Source organism: Pseudomonas koreensis (genome assembly GCF_025447595.1).
In the GTDB taxonomy this organism is placed as follows: domain Bacteria; phylum Pseudomonadota; class Gammaproteobacteria; order Pseudomonadales; family Pseudomonadaceae; genus Aquipseudomonas; species Aquipseudomonas koreensis_H.
This window is the reverse complement of record NZ_JAOEJU010000006.1, coordinates 98129-117589: the sequence shown is the minus strand read 5'-3', so window position 1 is coordinate 117589 and position 19461 is coordinate 98129. Positions and strand designations below refer to the sequence as shown.

Below are 19461 nucleotides of genomic sequence, written 5' to 3'. Positions count from 1 at the left end.
CTTAACTGAAGCTCTGGCCGATCAAGGAGCCCCGTCATGAACCTGCATCAGTTCGCCGAAACCCACGAAGTCACCAACCAGCCACCGTCGCTGGACGGCAGCAACCTGTACCGCATCGACCTGCCGCTGCAGGAGTGGTCGCGGCGGTTCGGTGCCGGCTGGGCCGAGTCGCGGATCGATGCCTACGGCGCGCTGGCCGGCGGGCCGCTGATGGAGGCCGGGTTCCTCGCCAACCAGAACAAACCGGTGTTCGCCAGCCATGACCGCTACGGTCATCGCATCGACCTGGTGGAGTTTCATCCGGCGTATCACGAGCTGATGCGTACCGCCATTGAACATGGCCTGACGTCGTTGCCCTGGGCTCATCCACAGGACGGCGCCCATGTTGCCCGCGCTTCCATGAGCTATCTGCACAGCCAGGCCGAGGCCGGCAGCGGTTGCCCGTTGACCATGACCTTCGCCAGTGTCCCCGCAATGCGTTTGCAGCCGAATCTGGCCGAGCAGTGGCTGCCGAAAATCCTCGCCACCGAATACGACCCGCGCAATGTCGGCATGGCCCACAAGGCTGGCGTGACCATCGGCATGGCGATGACCGAGAAACAGGGCGGCACCGACGTGCGGGCCAACACCACCAAGGCCTATCCGGTCGGCGCCAGCGGCCCGGGCCAGGCTTATGAACTGGTGGGACACAAGTGGTTCTGTTCGGCGCCGATGTGCGATGCGTTCCTGACGCTGGCGCAGACTGACAAGGGCCTGACCTGTTTCCTGCTGCCGCGCCATCGCCCGGACGACACGCGCAATCAGTTCTACATCCAGCGTCTGAAAAACAAACTCGGCAACCAGTCCAACGCCTCCAGCGAAGTGGAGTTCCGAGGCGCGCTGGCGTGGATGGTCGGCGAAGAAGGGCGCGGCGTGCCGACCATCATCGAGATGGTGGCCATGACCCGTTTCGACTGCATGGTCGGTTCCAGCTCGCTGATGCGTCAGGCGCTGACCCAGGCCAGCCATCACTGCGCACATCGCAAGGTCGGCGGCAAACGGCTCAGCGAACAACCTCTGATGCAGAACGTGCTGGCCGATCTGGCGCTGGAAAGCGAAGCCGCGCTTGCATTGAGCCTGCGCATGGGCAAAGCGCTGGATCATCTGGACGATCGCCATGAAGCGCAGTTCGCCCGGCTGGTGACGGCGGTGGGCAAGTACTGGATCTGCAAACGCGCGCCCGCGATGATCAACGAAGCCGCCGAATGCATGGGCGGCGCCGGGTATGTCGAGGACAGCATCCTGCCGCGCCTGTACCGCGAAGCGCCGGTGAACTCGACGTGGGAAGGCTCCGGCAACGTGCAATGCCTTGATGTGTTGCGTGCCTTGTCGAAAGAGCCGGGCGTACTCGATGTTTTGTTCAGCGAGTTGGGCGACGGCCACGGCGACAAGCGACTGGCCGCGCACATTCAGCAGTTGCAGGCGCAGTTCAAGGACACCAGCGACATCCAGTACCGCGCGCGGCAACTGACTGAAGACATCGCCCTCGGGTTGCAAGCGAAGCTGCTGCTGGAGGCCGGGAATTCAGCGGTCAGCGATGCCTTTATCGCCAGTCGCCTGAGTGGTGGTGGCCGCGCTTACGGCGCCTTGCCACGCGGGCTTGATGTCGAAGCCATCGTCGCCCGCTCTACGCCGCAAGGTTTCTGAACCTGTTTTTTGAACAATACGAAACCTTGTGGGAGCGAGCTTGCTCGCGAAAGCGGTAGTTCAGTTAAGTAGAGGGTGGCTGACATACCGCTATCGCGAGCAAGCTCGCTCCCACAGGGATCTTCATTGTTTGAATGATTAGGGTGAACCCACAACGCCACTGTTTCCGTGACGCCACGATGCAGGCAAGATGAAGCCCTGCAAGTCAGAACACAGGAAGCTGATCGTGACCGAAGCGTTTATTGTCGTTCAAACCGCCGAACAGGCCGTGGATCGTCTCGCCGAGCTACATGAGCGTGCCACCACGGCGCTGAACTCGGCGCTCAAGCGTTATCTCAAGGATCGCGTCGAGCCCGACGCCGAGCAACGTGCCCTGTTCCGTTATCCCGAACTGCGTCTGACCTACCACTGCCAGGGCGAAGTCCCGCAGACCACCCGCGCTTACGCCAAAGTCCAGTTGCCGGGCACCTACAGCGTGACCGTCACCCACCCGGCGGCGTTTCGCAAATACCTGCTGGAACAGCTCACGCCGCTGATGCATGACTTCACCGTGACCGTCGAAGTCGGCGTCAGCGAGCAGAACATTCCATACCCGTACGTGGTCGAGCAGGGCGATGAACTGGCCGGCTCCGGCGTCACCGCCGCCGTGCTGGCGCGGGTGTTCCCGAGTACCGACCTGTCCGCCGCCACCGATGGCATCGCCGACGGTCTCTACGATTGGGAAAACACGGATCCTCTGCCGCTGGCGCTGTTTGACGCCGCGCGCGTCGACTTCTCGCTGCGTCGTCTGGTGCATTACACCGGCAGTGACTGGCGCCATGTGCAGCCGTGGATTCTGCTGACCAACTACCACCGTTATGTCGACCAGTTCATTGTCCATGGCCTGGAACAACTGCGCCGCGATCCGCGTTTTGTGCGCATGGTGTTGCCGGGCAACGTGATCATCGAAAAGGGCATGGATCACGGCGAAGCCTCGGCGATTGCGGCCGGCGTGGTCTGGCACCGCTACCAGATGCCGGCCTACCACCTGATCGCCAGCGATGGCCACGGCGTGACTCTGGTGAACATCGGCGTCGGCCCGTCCAACGCCAAGAACATCACCGATCACCTGGCGGTACTGCGTCCGCATTGCTGGCTGATGATCGGTCACTGCGGCGGCCTGCGTCAGTCTCAAACCATCGGCGACTATGTGCTGGCTCACGCCTACATGCGTCGCGACGGGATTCTCGACCGGGTGGTGCCGCCGAACATTCCGATCCCGGCGCTGGCCGAAGTGCAGCTTGCATTACAGCAAGCAGCGGCCAACATCACCGGCGAAAAAGGCGAAGAACTGAAGAAACGCCTGCGCACCGGCACCGTGCTGACCTACGACGACCGTAACTGGGAACTGCGCTGGGCCCAAGAGCGACCGTTGATCAACCTGTCCCGCGCCGTGGCCGTGGACATGGAAAGCGGCACCATCGCCGCCCAGGGTTATCGCCTGCGAGTGCCGTACGGTACGTTGCTGTGCGTTTCGGACAAGCCGCTGCACAGTGAAATCAAGCTGCCGGGTTCGGCCAACGCGTTCTACGAGCGTGCAGTCAGTCAGCACTTGAAGATCGGCATCGAAGCGGTGGATCTGCTGCGCACCGAACTCAACTCGCTGCACTCGCGCAAACTGCGCAGCTTCGACGAGCCGCCATTCCGCTAACGGTTTGTCGTGGTCATTTGGCGGTCGGGGCACTAGCATTGTCAGCCCCGACCGTTAGATGTTGTTTTGCCCATGTCACGTCCCCAACGTCCACCTTCCCGCCGCCCCGGCGCGAAGCCATCCTCTTCAGCCCCGCGTCGTGTCGCCAAGGCGCCGCCGGCCGAGCCGAAGCTGATCCTGTTCAACAAACCGTTCGATGTACTGACGCAATTCAGCGACGGCGAGGGGCGGGCGACGCTCAAGGATTACATCGACATTCCGGGCATCTACCCGGCCGGACGGCTGGATCGCGACAGTGAAGGTTTGCTGCTGCTGACCAACGACGGCCAGTTGCAGGCGCGGATCGCCGACCCGAAGCACAAACTGGCGAAAACCTATTGGGTGCAGGTCGAAGGCGTGCCGACGGCCGAGCAGTTGCAGCGCCTGCGCGACGGCGTTGAATTGAATGACGGCATGACCCTGCCTGCCGAAGCCCGGCAACTGGATGAGCCCGAGCTGTGGCCGCGCAATCCGCCGGTACGCTTTCGCGCAACGATTCCGACAACCTGGCTGGAGCTGGTGATTCGCGAAGGACGTAACCGTCAGGTGCGGCGGATGACGGCGGCGGTCGGGCTGCCGACGTTGCGGCTGGTGCGGGTCAGGATCGGAGACTGGACGATCGAAGGGCTCGATCAGGGCCAGTGGAAGGAAGTGCCGGCGCGCTTATAAGGCGCCGGACTCGATCAGGCCGATCACCACGCTTTTGATGATGAACGCGGCCACGCCCAGGCCCAGCACGAAGAACAGAATGAACGAGCCAAAGCGCCCGGCCTTGGACTTCTTCGCCAGATCCCAGACGATGAAACCCATGAAAATGATCAGGATGCTGACCAGACCGGTCATCATCCACTCTTCAAATACTGCTGGATCCATCGGGCATCTCCGGCGCTGCGCGGCTGAAAGGGCGGCCGGGAGTATACGCCAGCGGCGAACGACGCAGCATTGACCTGCGTCGGTGTGCCGCAGTCATTCGTCGCCTGCACCGGCTTCTTCGCGAGCAAGCTCGCTCCCACAGGGAATGCATTTCAAATGTGGGAGCGACGGTGCGACGATTCGACTTGCTCGCGAAGGCGGTTTCAGCTGCGCAGATGAGTCAGCGGCAATTCCGTGCTGTTGAGCACCTGATTCAGCACAAAACTCGAGCGCACGCTGGTCACGCCTTCGATCCGGGTCAGGTGCCCCAACAGCAGCTTCTGATAGTGATCCATGTCCGGCACCACCACTTTCAGCTGATAGTCGGCATCCACGCCAGTCACAAGGCTGCATTCCAGCACTTGCGGCAAGGTACGGATCGCCGCTTCGAAGTTCTCGAAACGCTCCGGCGTGTGCCGGTCCATGCCGATCAGCACGTAGGCGGTCAGGCTCAGGCCGAGCATCTTGCGATCGAGCAGGGCGACCTGGCGGGAAATGTAGCCGTCGTCCTCCAGTTGCTTGACCCGGCGCGAGCACGGGGAGGGCGACAGACCGATGCGCTCGGCCAGTTCCTGGTTGGAGATGCGGGCGTCGCGCTGCAATTCCGCCAAAATACTGAGGTCGTAACGGTCGAGTTTGCTCATCAAACGATCCTTTGTCTTAACTATTGCGGCGGATTATCTATCCAGGGTTAAAAATTGCGCAAGTGATGTTTATTTGAGCAATCTTCGCAATCATCTGTCGCGGCTCCGGGCCTATTCTTATCACCAGAATCACTGCTCGGTAACACAGTCCACGCGGCCCGCCCAATCCGGCCTGCCGCGGCCGCCACCCCCACCGGGGTTGTGCCGGCCCCCGAGCTGCACACTGTCCAGAAGACGGCGTGAGGTGAGCCGACGTCAAAAGCGTCGAGCCAGGACGAAGTTCTCTAGAAGGGAGGCCGACGGGTCTCCCTTTTTTCTTGCCCGCGATTTGGCCATCTCGCTCAATAAATAAATGACGTGACTGATAACCTGTAGCAGAACCCGGTGTGCCCATCCCCGGTCTTAGCTACACGCCCTCTTAATTTCAGTCTCTAGTCCGCAGTGAGGAATTTCATGAAGTCGCGCATCTGGCGTCTGGCCAGTGTTGGTTTGCTGTGTGTGAGTGTCGGTGCGCAAGCGCTGGCGGATGAGCCGCAGAATCGTGGCCCCGACGGCGGCGGACGCGGGCCGGAGCATCAGGGCAACAATCAGGGGCATGGCGGCGGTGATCAGCAGCACGGCCAGAACAATCCGCAGCGGCAGAACAACGACATCATTCGTGGCGACAACAGCCGCCAGTTCGAGCACAACGGCCAGCAGAACCACGGCCAACCGAACAACGGCCAGTGGCAGAACCAGAACCAGCCGCGTCCGGCGTACAACCCCAACCCGGTGCGCCAGCCGCCACCGCCGCCGCAACTGCCGGCCAATGACCTGCCGATCCAGCCACGCCCCGACACCGTGCACCAGACCCAAGAACCCCGTCAGGGTTACTACCGCGACGAGCGTCCGCAAAACGGCTATCACCAGAACTGGCAGACCGGCAACCGTCCCAACGACAACCGCTGGCCGGGTCGTCCCGATGGGCATGGCAATGGTTGGGGCCCTGGCCCGCAGTACCGGCCGGGCCATGTGATCGACCGTTTCCCGGATCGCGACTACCGCGTGCCGTATCGCGGACAGGATTATTTCTACTCCGGCGGCTACTGGTATCGCCCGCAAGGCCCGCGCTACATCGTGGTTCAGCCGCCACGCGGGATTCGCATCCAGTACCTGCCGGATTACGCTCGGGAAGTGTGGATCGGCGGTTCGCTGCTATTCCTCGCCGCCGGTTCGTACTACGCCTATCAGGAAGCGACCCAGGATTACGTGGTGGTCGAGCCGCCGGTACAGCAGCCATCGCAGCCGACCGGCAATGGCTATGACGTGGAAGCCTATCCGGCCAATGGTCAGTCACCGGAACAGGTTCAGCGCGATGGCTATGAGTGCTATCAGTACGCGGTGCAGCAGAGCGGCTTCAATCCGCGCACCGCGACCTACCAGCCGGCGCCCGAAGTGGTGCAGGCCTACCGCCAGGCTCAGGGCAATTGCCTGAGCAGTCGCGGTTATCAGGTCAACTACTGAGCCCGGGCGGCTTTGACCACTTCCTGCGGGTCGGCGTGCACCAGCACTTCGGCCCGTGGGTAGGCTTTGTGAATCGCATCTGCTGCCTGATCACTGATGCCATGGGCGACTGACAGCGTCAGTTCCCCCGGCAATTCCAGGTGCAACTGCACGAACCAGTGATTGCCGGAAATACGCGTGCGCAAATCATGCGCGCCCAACACGCCAGGCACGCCGCACGCCAGTTCGAGCATGTGCTGACTGACATCCGTCGGCAGCTCTTCATCCATCAGCACCGAAAAGCTTTCCCGGGCGATCTGGATCGCGCTCCACAGAATGTATGCCGCGATCCCCAGACCGAACCACGCATCCAGCTGATCGAAACCCAATCCGGCCAACACCAGCGCAATCAGAATGCTGCCGTTGAGCAACAGGTCCGAACGGTAATGCAGTGAATCCGCCCGCACGGCGTTGGAGCCGGTCTGCTTGATCACCCGATGCTGCAGCATCAACAGCGCCGCCGTCAGCAACAGGGAAAACACGATCACCCCGATGCTCAGCCAAGGCGCGCCAAGCGGCTCGGGATTATTCAAACGCTCATAAGCCTGAAACGCGATCAGCACCGCACTGCCACCAATGAACAACGCCTGCGCCATGCCCGCCAGCGACTCGGCCTTGCCATGACCATAACGGTGATCGTCATCCGCCGGGCGCAGCGCGTAATGCACCGCCAGCAGATTGAGCAACGAGGTGACGCCATCGAGGGCCGAGTCGGTGAGGCCGGCGAGCATGCTCACCGAACCGCTCAGCCACCAGGCGATGGCTTTGGCGATGATCAGCGTACAGGCCACCGCCACCGAGGCGCGGGTCGCCAGCCGCAGCAGGCGGGCGTGTTCGGTGCTTGTGGTCATGGGTGCGTCAATTCCTTATGCGGCAGGTTGAAGGCCGAACATCGCCAGTTGCTGGGTGCTGCCCTTGTGCTGGATCAGGCGCGGGTCGTCCAGCGGCAGATTGCGGCCCAGCTCAGTCTCGAGAATAGCCTGCAACTTGAGGTTATCGACCTGGCCGTCCGGGCCGATGGCTTGCTTGAGCTTGGCCGGATCGACTTGCGCCGTGTGGCCCGGTTCGAAATAGATCGCCCCGGTGGCGAAATCCACGGCAAACGCGATCACTCCGGGAAGGATGTAGAACAACAGGCCCACGGCATCGAGCACGGCAATCGCCGGGTCGATCTTGCCGTCGATCTGGCCGCGCCGGTCGGGATAGAAAATCGAACCGCACGCAGTGATCTGGGTGAGCAGGGTGGCAACCAGTACACCGCCGATCAGGCGAAAAGGTAAGCGCATGGGAATCTCCTGAGTCATCTATTAACGAAGCGTCATCGTGTGAAGTTAAGACCCTGACGAACGCTCAGCAGTTCGCCGTTATACTCGCGGCTCTGTTTGGGAGCCAGCATGATTTCTTTGCCGATCGATGAAGTTTTACCCGCCCTGCGTGAAGCGTTGGCGACACGCCACGAAGCTGTGCTCGAAGCACCGCCCGGCGCCGGTAAAACCACCCGCGTGCCCTTGGCCCTGCTCAATGAAGCGTGGCTGAACGGGCAGACCATTCTCATGCTCGAACCCCGTCGACTGGCCGCGCGCGCAGCGGCGGAACGGCTGGCCAGCGAGCTGGGCGAGAAGGTCGGTGAAACCGTCGGTTATCGCATCCGCCTCGACAGCAAGGTCGGCCCCAACACCCGCATCGAGGTGGTCACCGAAGGCATCCTCACCCGGCGTTTGCAGGACGACCCGGCGCTGGAAGGCGTGGGCCTGCTGATCTTCGACGAATTCCACGAACGCAGCCTCGACGCCGATCTGGCGCTGGCCCTCAGTCTGAACGGTCGCGAGCTGTTTCGAGCTGAACAACCACTGAAGATTCTGCTGATGTCCGCCACTCTTGAAGGCGAACGTCTGGCCGGGTTGCTCGACGATGCGCCGATCCTGCGCAGCGAAGGCCGGATGTTCCCGGTGACGATGCGCTGGGGTCGGCCGTTCCAGCCCGGCGAATACATCGATCAACGCGTCACGCAAACGGTGCTCGAAGCCCTGCACGATGAAACCGGCAGCCTGTTGGTGTTTCTGCCGGGGCAGGCGGAAATCCGGCGTGTCCATCAGCAATTGGCGGACGCCATCGGCGAGCGCAGCGACGTCTTGCTCTGCCCGCTGCACGGCGAACTCGACCTGAATGCCCAACGCGCCGCCATCGACCCGGCCCCGGCGGGCCAGCGCAAAGTGGTGCTGGCCACCAACATCGCCGAGACCAGCCTGACCATCAACGGCGTGCGCGTGGTGATCGACGCCGGGCTGGCGCGGGTGCCGCGTTTTGATCCGGGCAGCGGCATGACTCGCCTCGACACTCAACGCATCTCCAAAGCCAGCGCTACTCAGCGTGCGGGTCGGGCCGGGCGTCTGGAGCCGGGCGTGTGTTATCGGCTGTGGTCGCAGGATCAGCATGAACAGCTGGCGGCTTATGGCAGCGCGGAAATCCTCTCGGCGGATCTGGCTGGCCTGGCTTTGCAACTCGGTCGCTGGGGCGTGGCGCCGAGTGATCTGATCTGGCTCGACGTGCCGCCTGCCGCCGCTTACGCGCAGGCTCAGGATTTGTTGCAGCGCCTCGGTGCGCTGGACGGCGAAAGCCTGAATCGCCATGGTCAGGCCATGGCTGAATTGCCGGCGCACCCGCGGATCGCTCATTTGCTTTTGCGCGGTCAGGCACTTGGGCTGGCGAACATGGCGTGCGACGTCGCCGCGTTGCTCGGCGAGCGCGATATTTTGCGCGGCGCCGGGGCGGATCTGCACAGTCGTCTGGTGCTGCTGTCCGGCGAAGAACGCGCGGCCCGTGGTGCCCAGGGCGGTGTGCAGCGTGCCCGGCAACTGGCGCGGCAATATCGCGGTTACCTTCGCGGTAAGGCGAGCGAGCCGGTCGCCGACCCGGATCACCCACGTTGGCTCGGCGCCTTGCTGGCGCTGGCTTACCCGGATCGCGTCGCTCAGCAGCGGCGTGCCGGTGGTGCCGAATATCGACTGGCCAACGGCCGCGCGGCGCTGTTCGCCGAAGCCGACAGCCTGATGAAAGAGCCGTGGATCGTCATCGCCGACCTCGGCAGCCGCCAAGGTCAGCGCGAAGAGCGGATTTATCTGGCGGCGGATTTCGATCCGGCGCTGTTCGATTCGGTGCTGGCCGAACAGGTGCATAACGTCGATCAACTGGACTGGGACGAACGCGAAGGCGTATTGCGCGCCGAGCGCCAACGCAAGGTTGGCGAACTGATCCTCAGCCGCGAGCCGCTGACCGGTCTCGACGAAAGCGCCCGTAGTCAGGCGCTGGTCAATCTGGTGCGCCGCAAGGGTCTGGAACTGTTGCCGTGGACCCCGGAGCTACGCCAGTGGCAGGCGCGAGTCGCGTTGTTGCGCCAGCTCGATCTGGACGCCAAGGGCGAAAGCCAATGGCCGGATGTCAGCGACGCCACGCTGCTGAAAACCCTCGAAGACTGGCTGATGCCGTATCTGGGCAAAGTCTCGCGCCTCAGCCATTTCGCCAACCTCGACCTGTCGAGCATCGTGCGCAATCTGCTGCCATGGCCGCTGCCGCAACAGCTTGATGAACAGGCGCCGCATCACCTGAGCGTGCCGTCGGGCTCGTCGATTCGCCTCGACTACAGCGAGCAGCCACCGATTCTCGCGGTGCGCTTGCAGGAGTTGTTCGGCCTCGCCGACACACCACGCATCGCCGGCGGCCGGCAAGTGGTCAAACTGCACCTGCTGTCACCCGCACGGCGGCCGGTGCAGGTAACGCAGGATCTGGCCAACTTCTGGCGCAGCACTTATGCCGAGGTGAAGAAGGATCTTAAGGGGCGGTATCCGAAGCACTATTGGCCGGATGATCCGCTGGTGGCTGAAGCCACTGCCCGGGCCAAACCACGAGGTACGTGAGGGTCAGTGACTGGCCTTGGCCGTCAGCTGCTCCCGACAATAATCAGCAAACAACTGCGCCGGTTTGGTCAGCTGTCCGCGTTTGAGCCACGCGGCCACGAGGCCTGAGCCGGTAACGTCTTCGACGATGTCCACGCACACGACTTTCTTGCCGTCGTAGGTGCATTCCGAGTGCGGGCGGGTGACCAGGATCGAGAAGCCGAAACCCTGGCCGACCATGCCGCGCACCATTTCGATCGATGGCGAGCTGAACTCGATTCGCGGTGACAACCCGAGCTCTTCGAACAGGCTGACGAAGTAGGTGCGGCTCGGTTGTACGTCGAGCAGGATCATCGGTTCCAGGCACAAGTCCCGCAGCGACACCTGCTTGAGTTGGGCGAAGCGGTGATCGGCCGGCAGCAGGGCGTAAGGCCGTTGGGCCGGCATCAGAGGTTCGGTTTCGATGGTGGCGTCGAGGTCGTGCTTGTACAGGATCGCCAGATCGAAGGTGCCCGAGGTCAGGCCTTGGACCAGTTCCTGTTGTTCGCCGTCGCGGATGCGGATCTTCACCCCCGGATACAGTGCCGAGAAGCCGGCAATCAGCTGCGGCAGGTACAGCGGCGCGACCGTTTCGAAACAGCCGATATCGATCTGCCCGGCCACCACGTCGTTGTCGGCGAGGGCGTTCTGTTCGAACTCCTTGGCCATGCGCAGCAGTTCCTGGGCCTTGCGGAAAAAACGCGCGCCGCTGGGTGTCAGCGACACGCCCTGAGCGTGGTGACGGATCAGCAGTTGCACGCCGAAGCTGTCTTCCAGCCCCTTGATCGCCGTGGAAATCGCCGGTTGTGCGATGTACAGCTTGCGCGACGCTTCGGCGACGCTGCCGCATTCGACGGTGGTGATGAAGTATTTCAACTGACGCAGGTTGTAAGCGGCCACGGTGAACCTCAAAGCGAACGGATTTCACATCCAAGCAATTTGTAAGCCGCCGGCCTCCGTTCTGTCGGCGGTTTTTTTGTCCCTGAACAATAGCCCCATACGCGCGCGAGGGGGCCATCGGCTGGTTACCTTTTTTATTGTCTGCGAAGACATTTTTACTGGTTTTAGCGCGCACGGGCCTGAGCGACTATCACTGCGCACTGTTCACAAAAGAATAAAAGTCCAAGGAGCAACCACCGTGTTCGAGCTTGCAGACTGGCAGCGCAAGGCCGCTGAATTGAGCTATCCGTACCAGGCCGTGATCGACGGCAAGCTGTGTGCGGCGCAGTCGGGGCAGACCTTTGCCGCGATCAACCCGGCCACCGGCCAGCGGCTGGCAAACGTCGCCGCGTGCGGTGAAGAAGATGTCGACGCGGCGGTGCGCAATGCGCGGCAGGTGTTCGAGGCCGGCACCTGGGCCGGGCGTTCGCCCACCGAGCGCAAGCAAGTGCTGCTGCGGCTGGCGGATCTGATTCTGGCCCATCGCGAAGAACTGGCGCTGCTCGATTCGCTGAACATGGGCAAACCGGTGATGGACGCCTACAACATCGACGTGCCGGGCGCCGCCGGGGTGTTCCGCTGGTACGCCGAAAGCCTCGACAAGCTCTACGATCAGGTCGCGCCAAGCGCGTCCAACGTGCTGGCGACTATCACCCGCGAAGCGCTGGGCGTGGTCGCCGCCGTGGTGCCTTGGAACTTCCCGCTGGACATGGCCGCGTGGAAACTCGCCCCGGCGCTGGCGGCGGGCAACTCGGTCATTCTCAAACCCGCCGAGCAATCACCGTTTTCCGCGTTGCGTCTGGCCGAGCTGGCGCTGGAAGCCGGGCTGCCGGCCGGTGTGCTTAACGTGTTGCCGGGGCTTGGCGAACAGGCCGGCAAAGCCTTGGGCCTGCACCCGGATGTCGATTGTCTGGTGTTCACCGGCTCGACGCAGGTCGGCAAATATTTCATGCAGTACTCCGCGCAGTCGAACCTCAAGCAGGTGTGGCTGGAGTGCGGCGGCAAGAGCGCCAATCTGGTGTTCGCCGACTGCAAGGATCTGGATCTGGCGGCGCAGAAAGCCGCGTTCGGGATCTTCTTCAATCAGGGCGAAGTCTGCTCGGCCAATTCGCGATTGCTGGTGGAACGCTCGATTCATGACGAGTTCGTCGAGCGGCTGAAAGCTCAGGCCGAACGCTGGCAGCCGGGCGATCCGCTGGATCCGGCGAGTGCGGCCGGGGCGATAGTCGACACCCGTCAGACTGAAAGCATTCTGCGTTTCATCCATCAGGCCGAACGCGAAGGCGCGACCCGCGCCTGCGGCGGGCGGCAGCTGAGTTTCAACGGCTCGGACAACTTCGTTCAGCCGACGATTTTCACCGACGTGCAGCCGCACATGACCCTGTTTCGCGAAGAGGTGTTCGGCCCGGTGCTGGCGGTGATTCCGTTCGATGACGAGGCCCACGCCTTGCAACTGGCCAACGACAGCGTCTACGGTCTGGCGGCGTCGCTGTGGACCGATGATCTGCACCGCGCGCACCGGGTGGCGCGGCAATTGCGAGCCGGTACGGTGTCAGTCAACAGCGTCGATGCGCTGGATGTGACCGTGCCGTTCGGCGGTGGCAAGCAGTCCGGTTTCGGCCGCGATCTGTCGCTGCACTCGTTCGACAAGTACACCCAGTTGAAAACCACCTGGTTTCAACTGCGCTCATGACAGCCGCTCACAACAAGAAAGGAGATCCGGCGATGACCACCTCACGTGAAACCCGCGACTACCAGGCCGCCGATGCAGCGCACCACATTCATGCGTTCGTCGACCAGAAGGCCCTCAACGACGAAGGCCCACGGGTGATGGTGCGCGGTGACCGCCTGCACCTGTGGGACAACGACGGTCGACGTTACCTCGACGGAATGTCCGGGCTGTGGTGCACCAACCTCGGTTACGGGCGCAAGGATCTGAACGCCGCCGCAAGCCGGCAACTGGAGCAGTTGCCGTACTACAACATGTTTTTCCACACCACCCACCCGCAGGTGATCGAGCTGTCCGAGCTGCTGTTCAGCCTGCTGCCGGGGCACTACAGCCACGCGATCTACACCAACTCCGGCTCCGAGGCCAACGAGGTGCTGATCCGTACCGTGCGCCGTTACTGGCAGGTGCTGGGCAAGCCCGAGAAGAAAATCATGATCGGCCGCTGGAACGGCTATCACGGTTCGACCCTGGCCGCGACGGCCCTCGGCGGCATGAAGTTCATGCACGAAATGGGCGGGATGATTCCCGACATCGCGCACATTGACGAGCCGTACTTCTTCGCCCACGAAGGCAATCTGACCCCGGCGGAATTCGGTCTGCGGGCAGCGCAGCAACTGGAAGCGAAGATCCTCGAACTGGGCGCCGACAAGGTCGCCGGGTTCATCGCCGAACCGTTCCAGGGCGCGGGCGGGATGATCTTCCCGCCGGAAAGCTACTGGCCGGAAATCCAGCGTATCTGCCGTAAATACGACGTGCTGTTGTGCGCTGATGAAGTGATTGGCGGCTTTGGTCGCACCGGTGAGTGGTTCGCCCACGAATACTTCGGTTTCGAGCCGGACACCCTGTCCATCGCCAAGGGTCTGACCTCCGGTTACATCCCGATGGGTGGCTTGATCCTGTCGAAGAAAATGGCTGACGTGCTGGTGGAGCAGGGCGGTGTGTTCGCCCATGGCCTGACCTATTCCGGGCACCCGGTGGCGGCAGCGGTGGCGATTGCCAACCTCAAGGCATTGCGCGATGAAGGTGTGGTGACACGGGTCAAGGACGACATCGGCCCGTACCTGCAACAGTGCCTGCGCGAGGTGTTCGGCAATCACCCGTTGGTGGGCGATATCCAGGGCACGGGCATGGTTGCGGCGCTGCAACTGGCCGAGGACAAGGCTACGCGCAAGCGCTTCGCCAATGAGAACGACATCGCCTGGCGCTGCCGCACGATTGGTTTTGAGGAGGGGGTGATCATTCGCTCGACGCTGGGGCGGATGATCATGGCGCCGGCGTTGATTGCCAGCCGTGAAGAGATTGACGAGTTGGTGGGCAAGACCCTGAAAGCGGTTGATCGTACGGCGCAGGAATACGGTCGGCTCTGAGATATTCGTAAGGCTCAAGAGCCCCTTCGCGAGCAAGCTCGCTCCCACAGGTTTATCAGTCGTTCACAAAATTTATGAACGATACCGGTTCCTGTGGGAGCGAGCTTGCTCGCGATTTGCGTCAGCCGATTCAACATCGTTTTATCTGCCTTGCACCCCCTCCGTGCACCCCCGCCCGACGCGCCCTTTCGCGGTGCGCACTACCCAGTTTTTTCATCGTTCGCGTCTAACTATTTCCTCGTTTTCCTGACGCCGAGCCTGGGTCAACATCGATTTCGCCAGCCAAGGCATTGCCCGCCAGAGTCCAGCAGAGACCGCAGCGTGCAATCGCGACACCACGGCTGGCCGTACTGCCCATGACAACTAAATCAACAGCGTTGGGAGTGCTCCATGAACAAGTCCTTGTTTACCCGTCTTGCATGTCCTCTGGCGATTTCCGCCCTTTCAGTCACCGCCGCGCAGGCCGGCACCTTGTCGATCGGCCACACCACGTGGGTCGGTTACGGCACCCTGTATCTGGCTCAGGATCTGGGCTACTTCAAGGAAAACGGCCTGACCGTCGAATTGCCGGTGGTCGAAGAAGCCTCGATGTACATGGCCGCCCAGGCGTCCGGGCAATTGTCCGGCTCGGCCTCGACCATCGACGAAGTGCTCAAGTACCGTCCGCAGTTCTGCTTCAAGGCCGTGGCCGCGCTGGATGACAGCCATGGCGGCGACGGCGTGCTGGTCGGCAAAAACGTGAAGAGCCTGCAGGAACTCAAGGGCCAGGCCGTGGCCGTCAACGAAGGGTCGACCTCGCAGTTCTGGCTCTCGTACCTGCTGAAAAAGAACGGCATGAGCATGAGCGACATCACCGTGCAGAACATGACCGCCGACGATGCCGCCACCGCGTTCATCGCCGGTCGCGTGCCGGCCGCCGTGACCTGGGAGCCGCATCTGTCGATGGTGCGCGACAAGCAGCAGGGCAAGGTGCTGATCGACAGCAGCAGTACGCCGGGGGTGATCGTCGATGTGGTGGCGCTCAACTGCACGGTGATCGAGAAGCAGCCGGAAGACGTCAAGGCGCTGGTTGCCGGCCTCTACAAAGCGGTGCAGTACACCAAGGACCATCCACAGAAAGCCTACGAAATCATGGCCAAGGGCGTCGGCGGTTACCTGTCCGATCCGAAGGAACTGGCCGCCGCCGCGCAAGGCGTGCGCTTCTACGATCAGGCCATGAGCGAAAAACTGCTTGGCTCGCCGGGCAAGCCGGGTGACAGCGCACCGCTGATCAAGCTGGCCAACGAAACCGCCAGCGAATTGCAGGGCAAGCCCTACAACGTCAGCAACGACGATCTGGTGGATAACCGTTTCGTCAGCCCGCTCTAGGAGACTGGTCATGTTCAAGCGCAATTCATGGCTGAGCCGCTGCATCACGCCGAAGACCGGGTTGCCGGTGCCGGTGGTGTGGAGCGCCAGCGGTCTGGCCTGGGTGTTGCTGGTCGGCCTGTGGGCCGGGTTGTCCTATGGCGGCATCGTGCCGGGGATGTTCCTGCCGACACCCGGCGCGGTGGTCGAAGCCGCCGTGCGCCTGAGCCGCGACGGCACCCTCGGCCAGCATGTCTGGGCCAGTGTCGAAGTGGTGATGGTCGGTTTCATTGTGTCGTCGCTGGTGGCGGTGCCGCTGGGGTTGTTGATGGGCAGCTTCCGCATCGTCCAGGCGTTCCTCGAACCTCTGGTCAACTTCATCCGCTACCTGCCGGTGACTTCGTTCGTGCCGCTGTTCATCCTGTGGATCGGCATCGGTCTGGAACAGCGTGTGTCGGTGATCATTTTCGGTGTGTTCTTCCAGCAACTGGTGATGATCGCGGACGTGTCCAAGGGCATTTCCAAGGACCTGATCAACGCCTCCTACACCCTCGGCTCCAACCGGCGTGACGCGGTGCTGCATGTGATCGCCCCGGCGTCGTTGCCCGGCGTGCTCGACACCTTGCGGGTGACCATGGGCTGGGCCTGGACGTATCTGGTGGTCGCCGAACTGGTCGCCGCATCGAGCGGCCTCGGTTACTTGAGCCTCAAGGCCATGCGCGGCTTTCAGGTGGATGTGATTTTTCTCGCCATCGCGATCATCGGCCTGCTCGGCCTGGTCACCGATCAACTGTTCCGCTTCTTGCGTTTGAGGATTGCCGCATGGGCTCAGTAACCGCTGCCAACCGTCGTTTCATCGAGCCGGTTGCTGCACCGGCCCTCGCCGCGCCAAGGTTGCAGGTGGACAAGGTCAGCCTGCGTTACACCAAACCCGGCGGCGGTACATTCACTGCGCTGGAGGAAGTGTCGTTCGAAGTGCCGGATCAGCAGTTCGCGGTACTGGTCGGGCCGTCGGGTTGCGGCAAGTCGAGCCTGCTGTACCTCACCGCCGGGCTGGCCGAGCCGACCTCCGGCGAGATCTACGTCGGCGGTCACCAAGTGCAAGGCCCCGGCGCGGATCGCGGGATGGTGTTCCAGAGCTACACGCTGTTTCCGTGGCTGACCGTGCGGCAGAACGTCGAGTTCGGCCTCAAGCGTAGAGGCATGCCGGCGGCCAAGCGCAAGGAAATCGTTGATCACTACGTGCACGAAGTCGGCTTGTCCGGGTTCGCCGACAACTACGCCAAGCAGCTGTCCGGCGGCATGATGCAGCGAGTGGCGATTGCCCGGGCATTGGCCAACGACCCGCAGATCCTGCTGATGGACGAACCCTTCGGCGCCCTCGACAGCCAGACCCGCCTGCAAATGCAGCAGCTATTGCTGCGGGTGTGGGGCAACAGCAAGAAAACCGTGCTGTTCGTTACCCACGACATCGACGAAGCGATCCTGCTCGGCGACCGGGTGTACGTGATGGGCGCCAGGCCTGGGCGGATCAAGCAGATTCTCGATGTGCCGATCGAGCGCCCACGCACGCTGGACATGGTGATGGAGCGCTCGTTCATCGACATGAAGCGGCAGATCTTCGGGCTGTTGCACGATGATCTCGAAGAAGCTCATTGAAACCACCAACCATCATGTGGGAGCGAGCCTGCTCGCGATGGCGGAATATCAGTCAGAAAGCCTTCGCCTGACACTCCGCTATCGCGAGCAGGCTCGCTCCCACAAGGACGGCAGTCAGTTGGGTGGCAGGAGGAACCGCGCAATCACCGGAAGATGATCGGAAATGCGCAACGTATCGTCCTGCCGCACCGTGGCTTCGACCCGTTTGATCTTCGGGCTGTAGAACAGGTAATCGACCGTGCGATCCGGGCCATTGAGGCCGGGGTCATTGGGATAGTGGGTCAGCCACTTGGCGCGGTCGATGCCGCTGGCTTCGTTGTTGGTCGGGATCATCGGGTATTTGTCCCACAGCACATGCAGCGTACTGTCGGCGGAGTAGGGCGTGCGCTGCTCGGTGGGCAGGCGCCGGTACTGGCCGAGCGGTAACAGGTTGAAGTCCCCACCGATCAGCCACGGCGTGCCGTGGCTTTCGTGTTTGTCGAGAACTTTGGCTACCGCTGTCACTTGCGCCTGCAAGGTGTCGTCCGGTTGCGTGGCGCGATCCAGATGGGTGTTGAACACCACCAGTTGCCCGCCATCGCTGAGCGGCAGAGTGGTGGCGAGCAGGGCGTTTTTCGGCTGGAACTGACGGCTGATGATGTTCGACGGCTGCACCGGCAATTGCAGGCGCTCGGCGTGTTCGATGCGGTAGCGGCTGAGGGTCGCGAGTTGCCGGCCGACGCTGCCGAAGATGTGCGGATCCGGGACGAAATCGGCCTTCCAGTCGAAGGCGTGGGCGCTGCACGGGTAGAGGTCGGTGAGGCGTTCCTGCAACAGCTTGAGCTGGTTCTGATAGTCGCTGGCCTTGGCGCCGTCATCCAGTTCCTGCAACAGCACCACGTCGGGCTGTTCGTCGCGGATCACTCGCGCCACTTCATCGAGGCTGAACGCCATGTCTTCCGGGGTCGGGGCTTCGTCGTCGCCTTGCGCCAGATCATTCCAGAACACGTAGCGCTTGCCGGCCAGGTATTGCACGTTCCAGGTCATGACTTTCAGGGCCTGGCCGGGGATCAGCGTCGGCGGTTGCCCGGTGCAACTGACCGGCAGGGTTTCACGGGCGTCGGGGCGCCAGGTCAGGCTGTAGATCAGCGTGCCGATCAGGGCGAGGGCGAGCAGTACGGGCAACAGGATGTAGCGCAGTAGACGGGTCATGGCTCGGCTTATAGCGATACGGAAGTGGTCCCGAGCATACCCGAGACCCATCCATCAGCCCAAGCTCGGCGCAGTCAGACTATTCCGTCACGTTTGTCGGGCAATTCGCTGATCAACATGAACAGGCGGAACAGCACCACGCTGGTGAACAGTTGCAGGAAGCTGTGGCCACTGTCGATCAGCACCGCGATCAAAAGATTCTGCGGCTCGGGATAGACCTGCAGGGTCAGGCCCTTGAGCAACCACAGCGGCCCCATCACACACAGAATGCACACCAGAATCCGCAGAAAATGCCCACGGCTCAGACGCAGGCTTTCCTTCATCGCCTGCAACGGGCCGTATCCGCGCAGTACCAGCAGGTATTCACCAAAGGCCAGGGTGACCATCAGCCACAGGCCTGGCAGGAAATACAGGGACAGACCGAGCAGGATCAACAGCGTGTTCAGCGCCGTCAGCAGGGCGAAGCGCGGCCACAGGCGAGCGGCCATCGCCAGCAGATCACGGGTTTGCGGGGATTCGCCGCGGGTGCGGGCATCGAGAAACAGAATCAGCGCAGCGGTGTACAGCGGATACACCAGCAGGCCGACGATCACGCTGATGGCCGAGTAACCGTCCGGGTCGCTGGCATGGTCGACCACCTGTTGCAGCACGGCTTCGAAAATCACCAGCGGCAGGCACAACTGGACGATCCGGCCCAGATTGCGTTTGAAGAAATACAGGGAGTCGCGCAGCACATCGAAGGCATTCATCAGTCGGTATCGCAGGTCAAAAACAGTGGCCCACT

Annotated in this window: 17 protein-coding genes; 10 read left to right on the top strand and 7 right to left on the bottom strand. The window is 62.4% G+C overall.

What is annotated here, in order from left to right:
• Window positions 1–36: 36 nt before the first annotated feature.
• From N8H71_RS10595 to N8H71_RS10585, 3 genes are all read left to right on the top strand, one after another.
• A complete protein-coding gene (locus N8H71_RS10595) occupies window positions 37–1686 on the top strand; it encodes an acyl-CoA dehydrogenase family protein (RefSeq protein WP_262193945.1) in 1650 nt (549 codons plus the stop codon).
• A 190-nt stretch (window positions 1687–1876) separates the two neighbouring features.
• Window positions 1877–3376: an AMP nucleosidase gene (gene amn / locus N8H71_RS10590; protein ID WP_262193944.1), complete on the top strand. Its 1500-nt coding sequence runs from the start codon at window positions 1877–1879 to the stop codon at window positions 3374–3376.
• A gap of 72 nt (window positions 3377–3448) precedes the next feature.
• The gene (locus N8H71_RS10585; protein WP_085687914.1) at window positions 3449–4084 is read left to right on the top strand and encodes a pseudouridine synthase; all 636 of its coding nucleotides are present in this window, start codon (window positions 3449–3451) and stop codon (window positions 4082–4084) included.
• Here the strand turns inward: N8H71_RS10585 and N8H71_RS10580 are convergent.
• Together N8H71_RS10580 and N8H71_RS10575 are read right to left on the bottom strand one after the other, a co-directional pair.
• Window positions 4079–4288 (bottom strand): DUF2788 domain-containing protein, encoded by a 210-nt coding sequence (locus N8H71_RS10580; RefSeq protein ID WP_003228500.1) that lies wholly within the window; start codon window positions 4286–4288, stop codon window positions 4079–4081. The genes N8H71_RS10585 and N8H71_RS10580 overlap by 6 nt on opposite strands.
• A gap of 203 nt (window positions 4289–4491) precedes the next feature.
• Entirely contained in the window at window positions 4492–4971 is a 480-nt protein-coding gene (locus tag N8H71_RS10575; RefSeq protein WP_007909658.1) for an Lrp/AsnC family transcriptional regulator, read from the bottom strand.
• 453 nt (window positions 4972–5424) lie between these two features.
• Here N8H71_RS10575 and N8H71_RS10570 point away from each other — a divergent pair, with 453 nt between their 5' ends.
• A complete protein-coding gene (locus N8H71_RS10570) occupies window positions 5425–6474 on the top strand; it encodes a DUF6515 family protein (protein WP_262193943.1) in 1050 nt (349 codons plus the stop codon).
• Here the strand turns inward: N8H71_RS10570 and N8H71_RS10565 are convergent.
• Window positions 6468–7364 (bottom strand): cation diffusion facilitator family transporter, encoded by an 897-nt coding sequence (locus tag N8H71_RS10565; protein ID WP_192562504.1) that lies wholly within the window; start codon window positions 7362–7364, stop codon window positions 6468–6470. The genes N8H71_RS10570 and N8H71_RS10565 overlap by 7 nt on opposite strands.
• Window positions 7365–7379: 15 nt before the next feature.
• Window positions 7380–7799 (bottom strand): hypothetical protein, encoded by a 420-nt coding sequence (locus tag N8H71_RS10560; protein WP_039771823.1) that lies wholly within the window; start codon window positions 7797–7799, stop codon window positions 7380–7382.
• A 108-nt stretch (window positions 7800–7907) separates the two neighbouring features.
• On the opposite strand from N8H71_RS10560, the gene hrpB reads away from it, so the two are divergent.
• Entirely contained in the window at window positions 7908–10427 is a 2520-nt protein-coding gene (hrpB, locus tag N8H71_RS10555; RefSeq protein ID WP_262193942.1) for an ATP-dependent helicase HrpB, read from the top strand.
• Between the two features lie 3 nt (window positions 10428–10430).
• Here hrpB and N8H71_RS10550 read toward each other — a convergent pair whose 3' ends face one another.
• Window positions 10431–11345, bottom strand: a complete 915-nt coding sequence (locus N8H71_RS10550) for a LysR family transcriptional regulator (protein ID WP_085732924.1) — start codon at window positions 11343–11345, stop codon at window positions 10431–10433.
• A 238-nt stretch (window positions 11346–11583) separates the two neighbouring features.
• Between N8H71_RS10550 and N8H71_RS10545 the strand changes: the two genes are divergently transcribed.
• The 5 genes from N8H71_RS10545 to N8H71_RS10525 all read left to right on the top strand — a co-directional run bounded on the left by N8H71_RS10545 (window position 11584) and on the right by N8H71_RS10525 (window position 17486).
• Window positions 11584–13077, top strand: coding sequence for an aldehyde dehydrogenase (locus N8H71_RS10545; protein ID WP_262193940.1), 1494 nt, complete (start codon window positions 11584–11586; stop codon window positions 13075–13077).
• 32 nt (window positions 13078–13109) lie between these two features.
• Window positions 13110–14480: an aspartate aminotransferase family protein gene (locus N8H71_RS10540; protein WP_064382156.1), complete on the top strand. Its 1371-nt coding sequence runs from the start codon at window positions 13110–13112 to the stop codon at window positions 14478–14480.
• A gap of 390 nt (window positions 14481–14870) precedes the next feature.
• On the top strand, window positions 14871–15848 hold the full coding sequence (locus tag N8H71_RS10535) for an ABC transporter substrate-binding protein (RefSeq protein ID WP_262193939.1): 978 nt from the start codon (window positions 14871–14873) through the stop codon (window positions 15846–15848).
• A gap of 10 nt (window positions 15849–15858) precedes the next feature.
• Window positions 15859–16662, top strand: a complete 804-nt coding sequence (locus N8H71_RS10530) for an ABC transporter permease (RefSeq protein WP_007958721.1) — start codon at window positions 15859–15861, stop codon at window positions 16660–16662.
• Complete coding sequence (locus N8H71_RS10525; protein ID WP_262193938.1) at window positions 16650–17486, top strand: ABC transporter ATP-binding protein; 837 nt, start codon at window positions 16650–16652, stop codon at window positions 17484–17486. Before N8H71_RS10530 ends, N8H71_RS10525 begins: the two co-directional genes overlap by 13 nt.
• 114 nt (window positions 17487–17600) lie before the next feature.
• On the opposite strand, the gene N8H71_RS10520 is transcribed toward N8H71_RS10525, so the two are convergent.
• Window positions 17601–18677: an endonuclease/exonuclease/phosphatase family protein gene (locus N8H71_RS10520; RefSeq protein WP_262193937.1), complete on the bottom strand. Its 1077-nt coding sequence runs from the start codon at window positions 18675–18677 to the stop codon at window positions 17601–17603.
• A gap of 74 nt (window positions 18678–18751) precedes the next feature.
• Entirely contained in the window at window positions 18752–19426 is a 675-nt protein-coding gene (locus tag N8H71_RS10515; protein ID WP_262193936.1) for a YciC family protein, read from the bottom strand.
• Window positions 19427–19461: the final 35 nt, after the last annotated feature.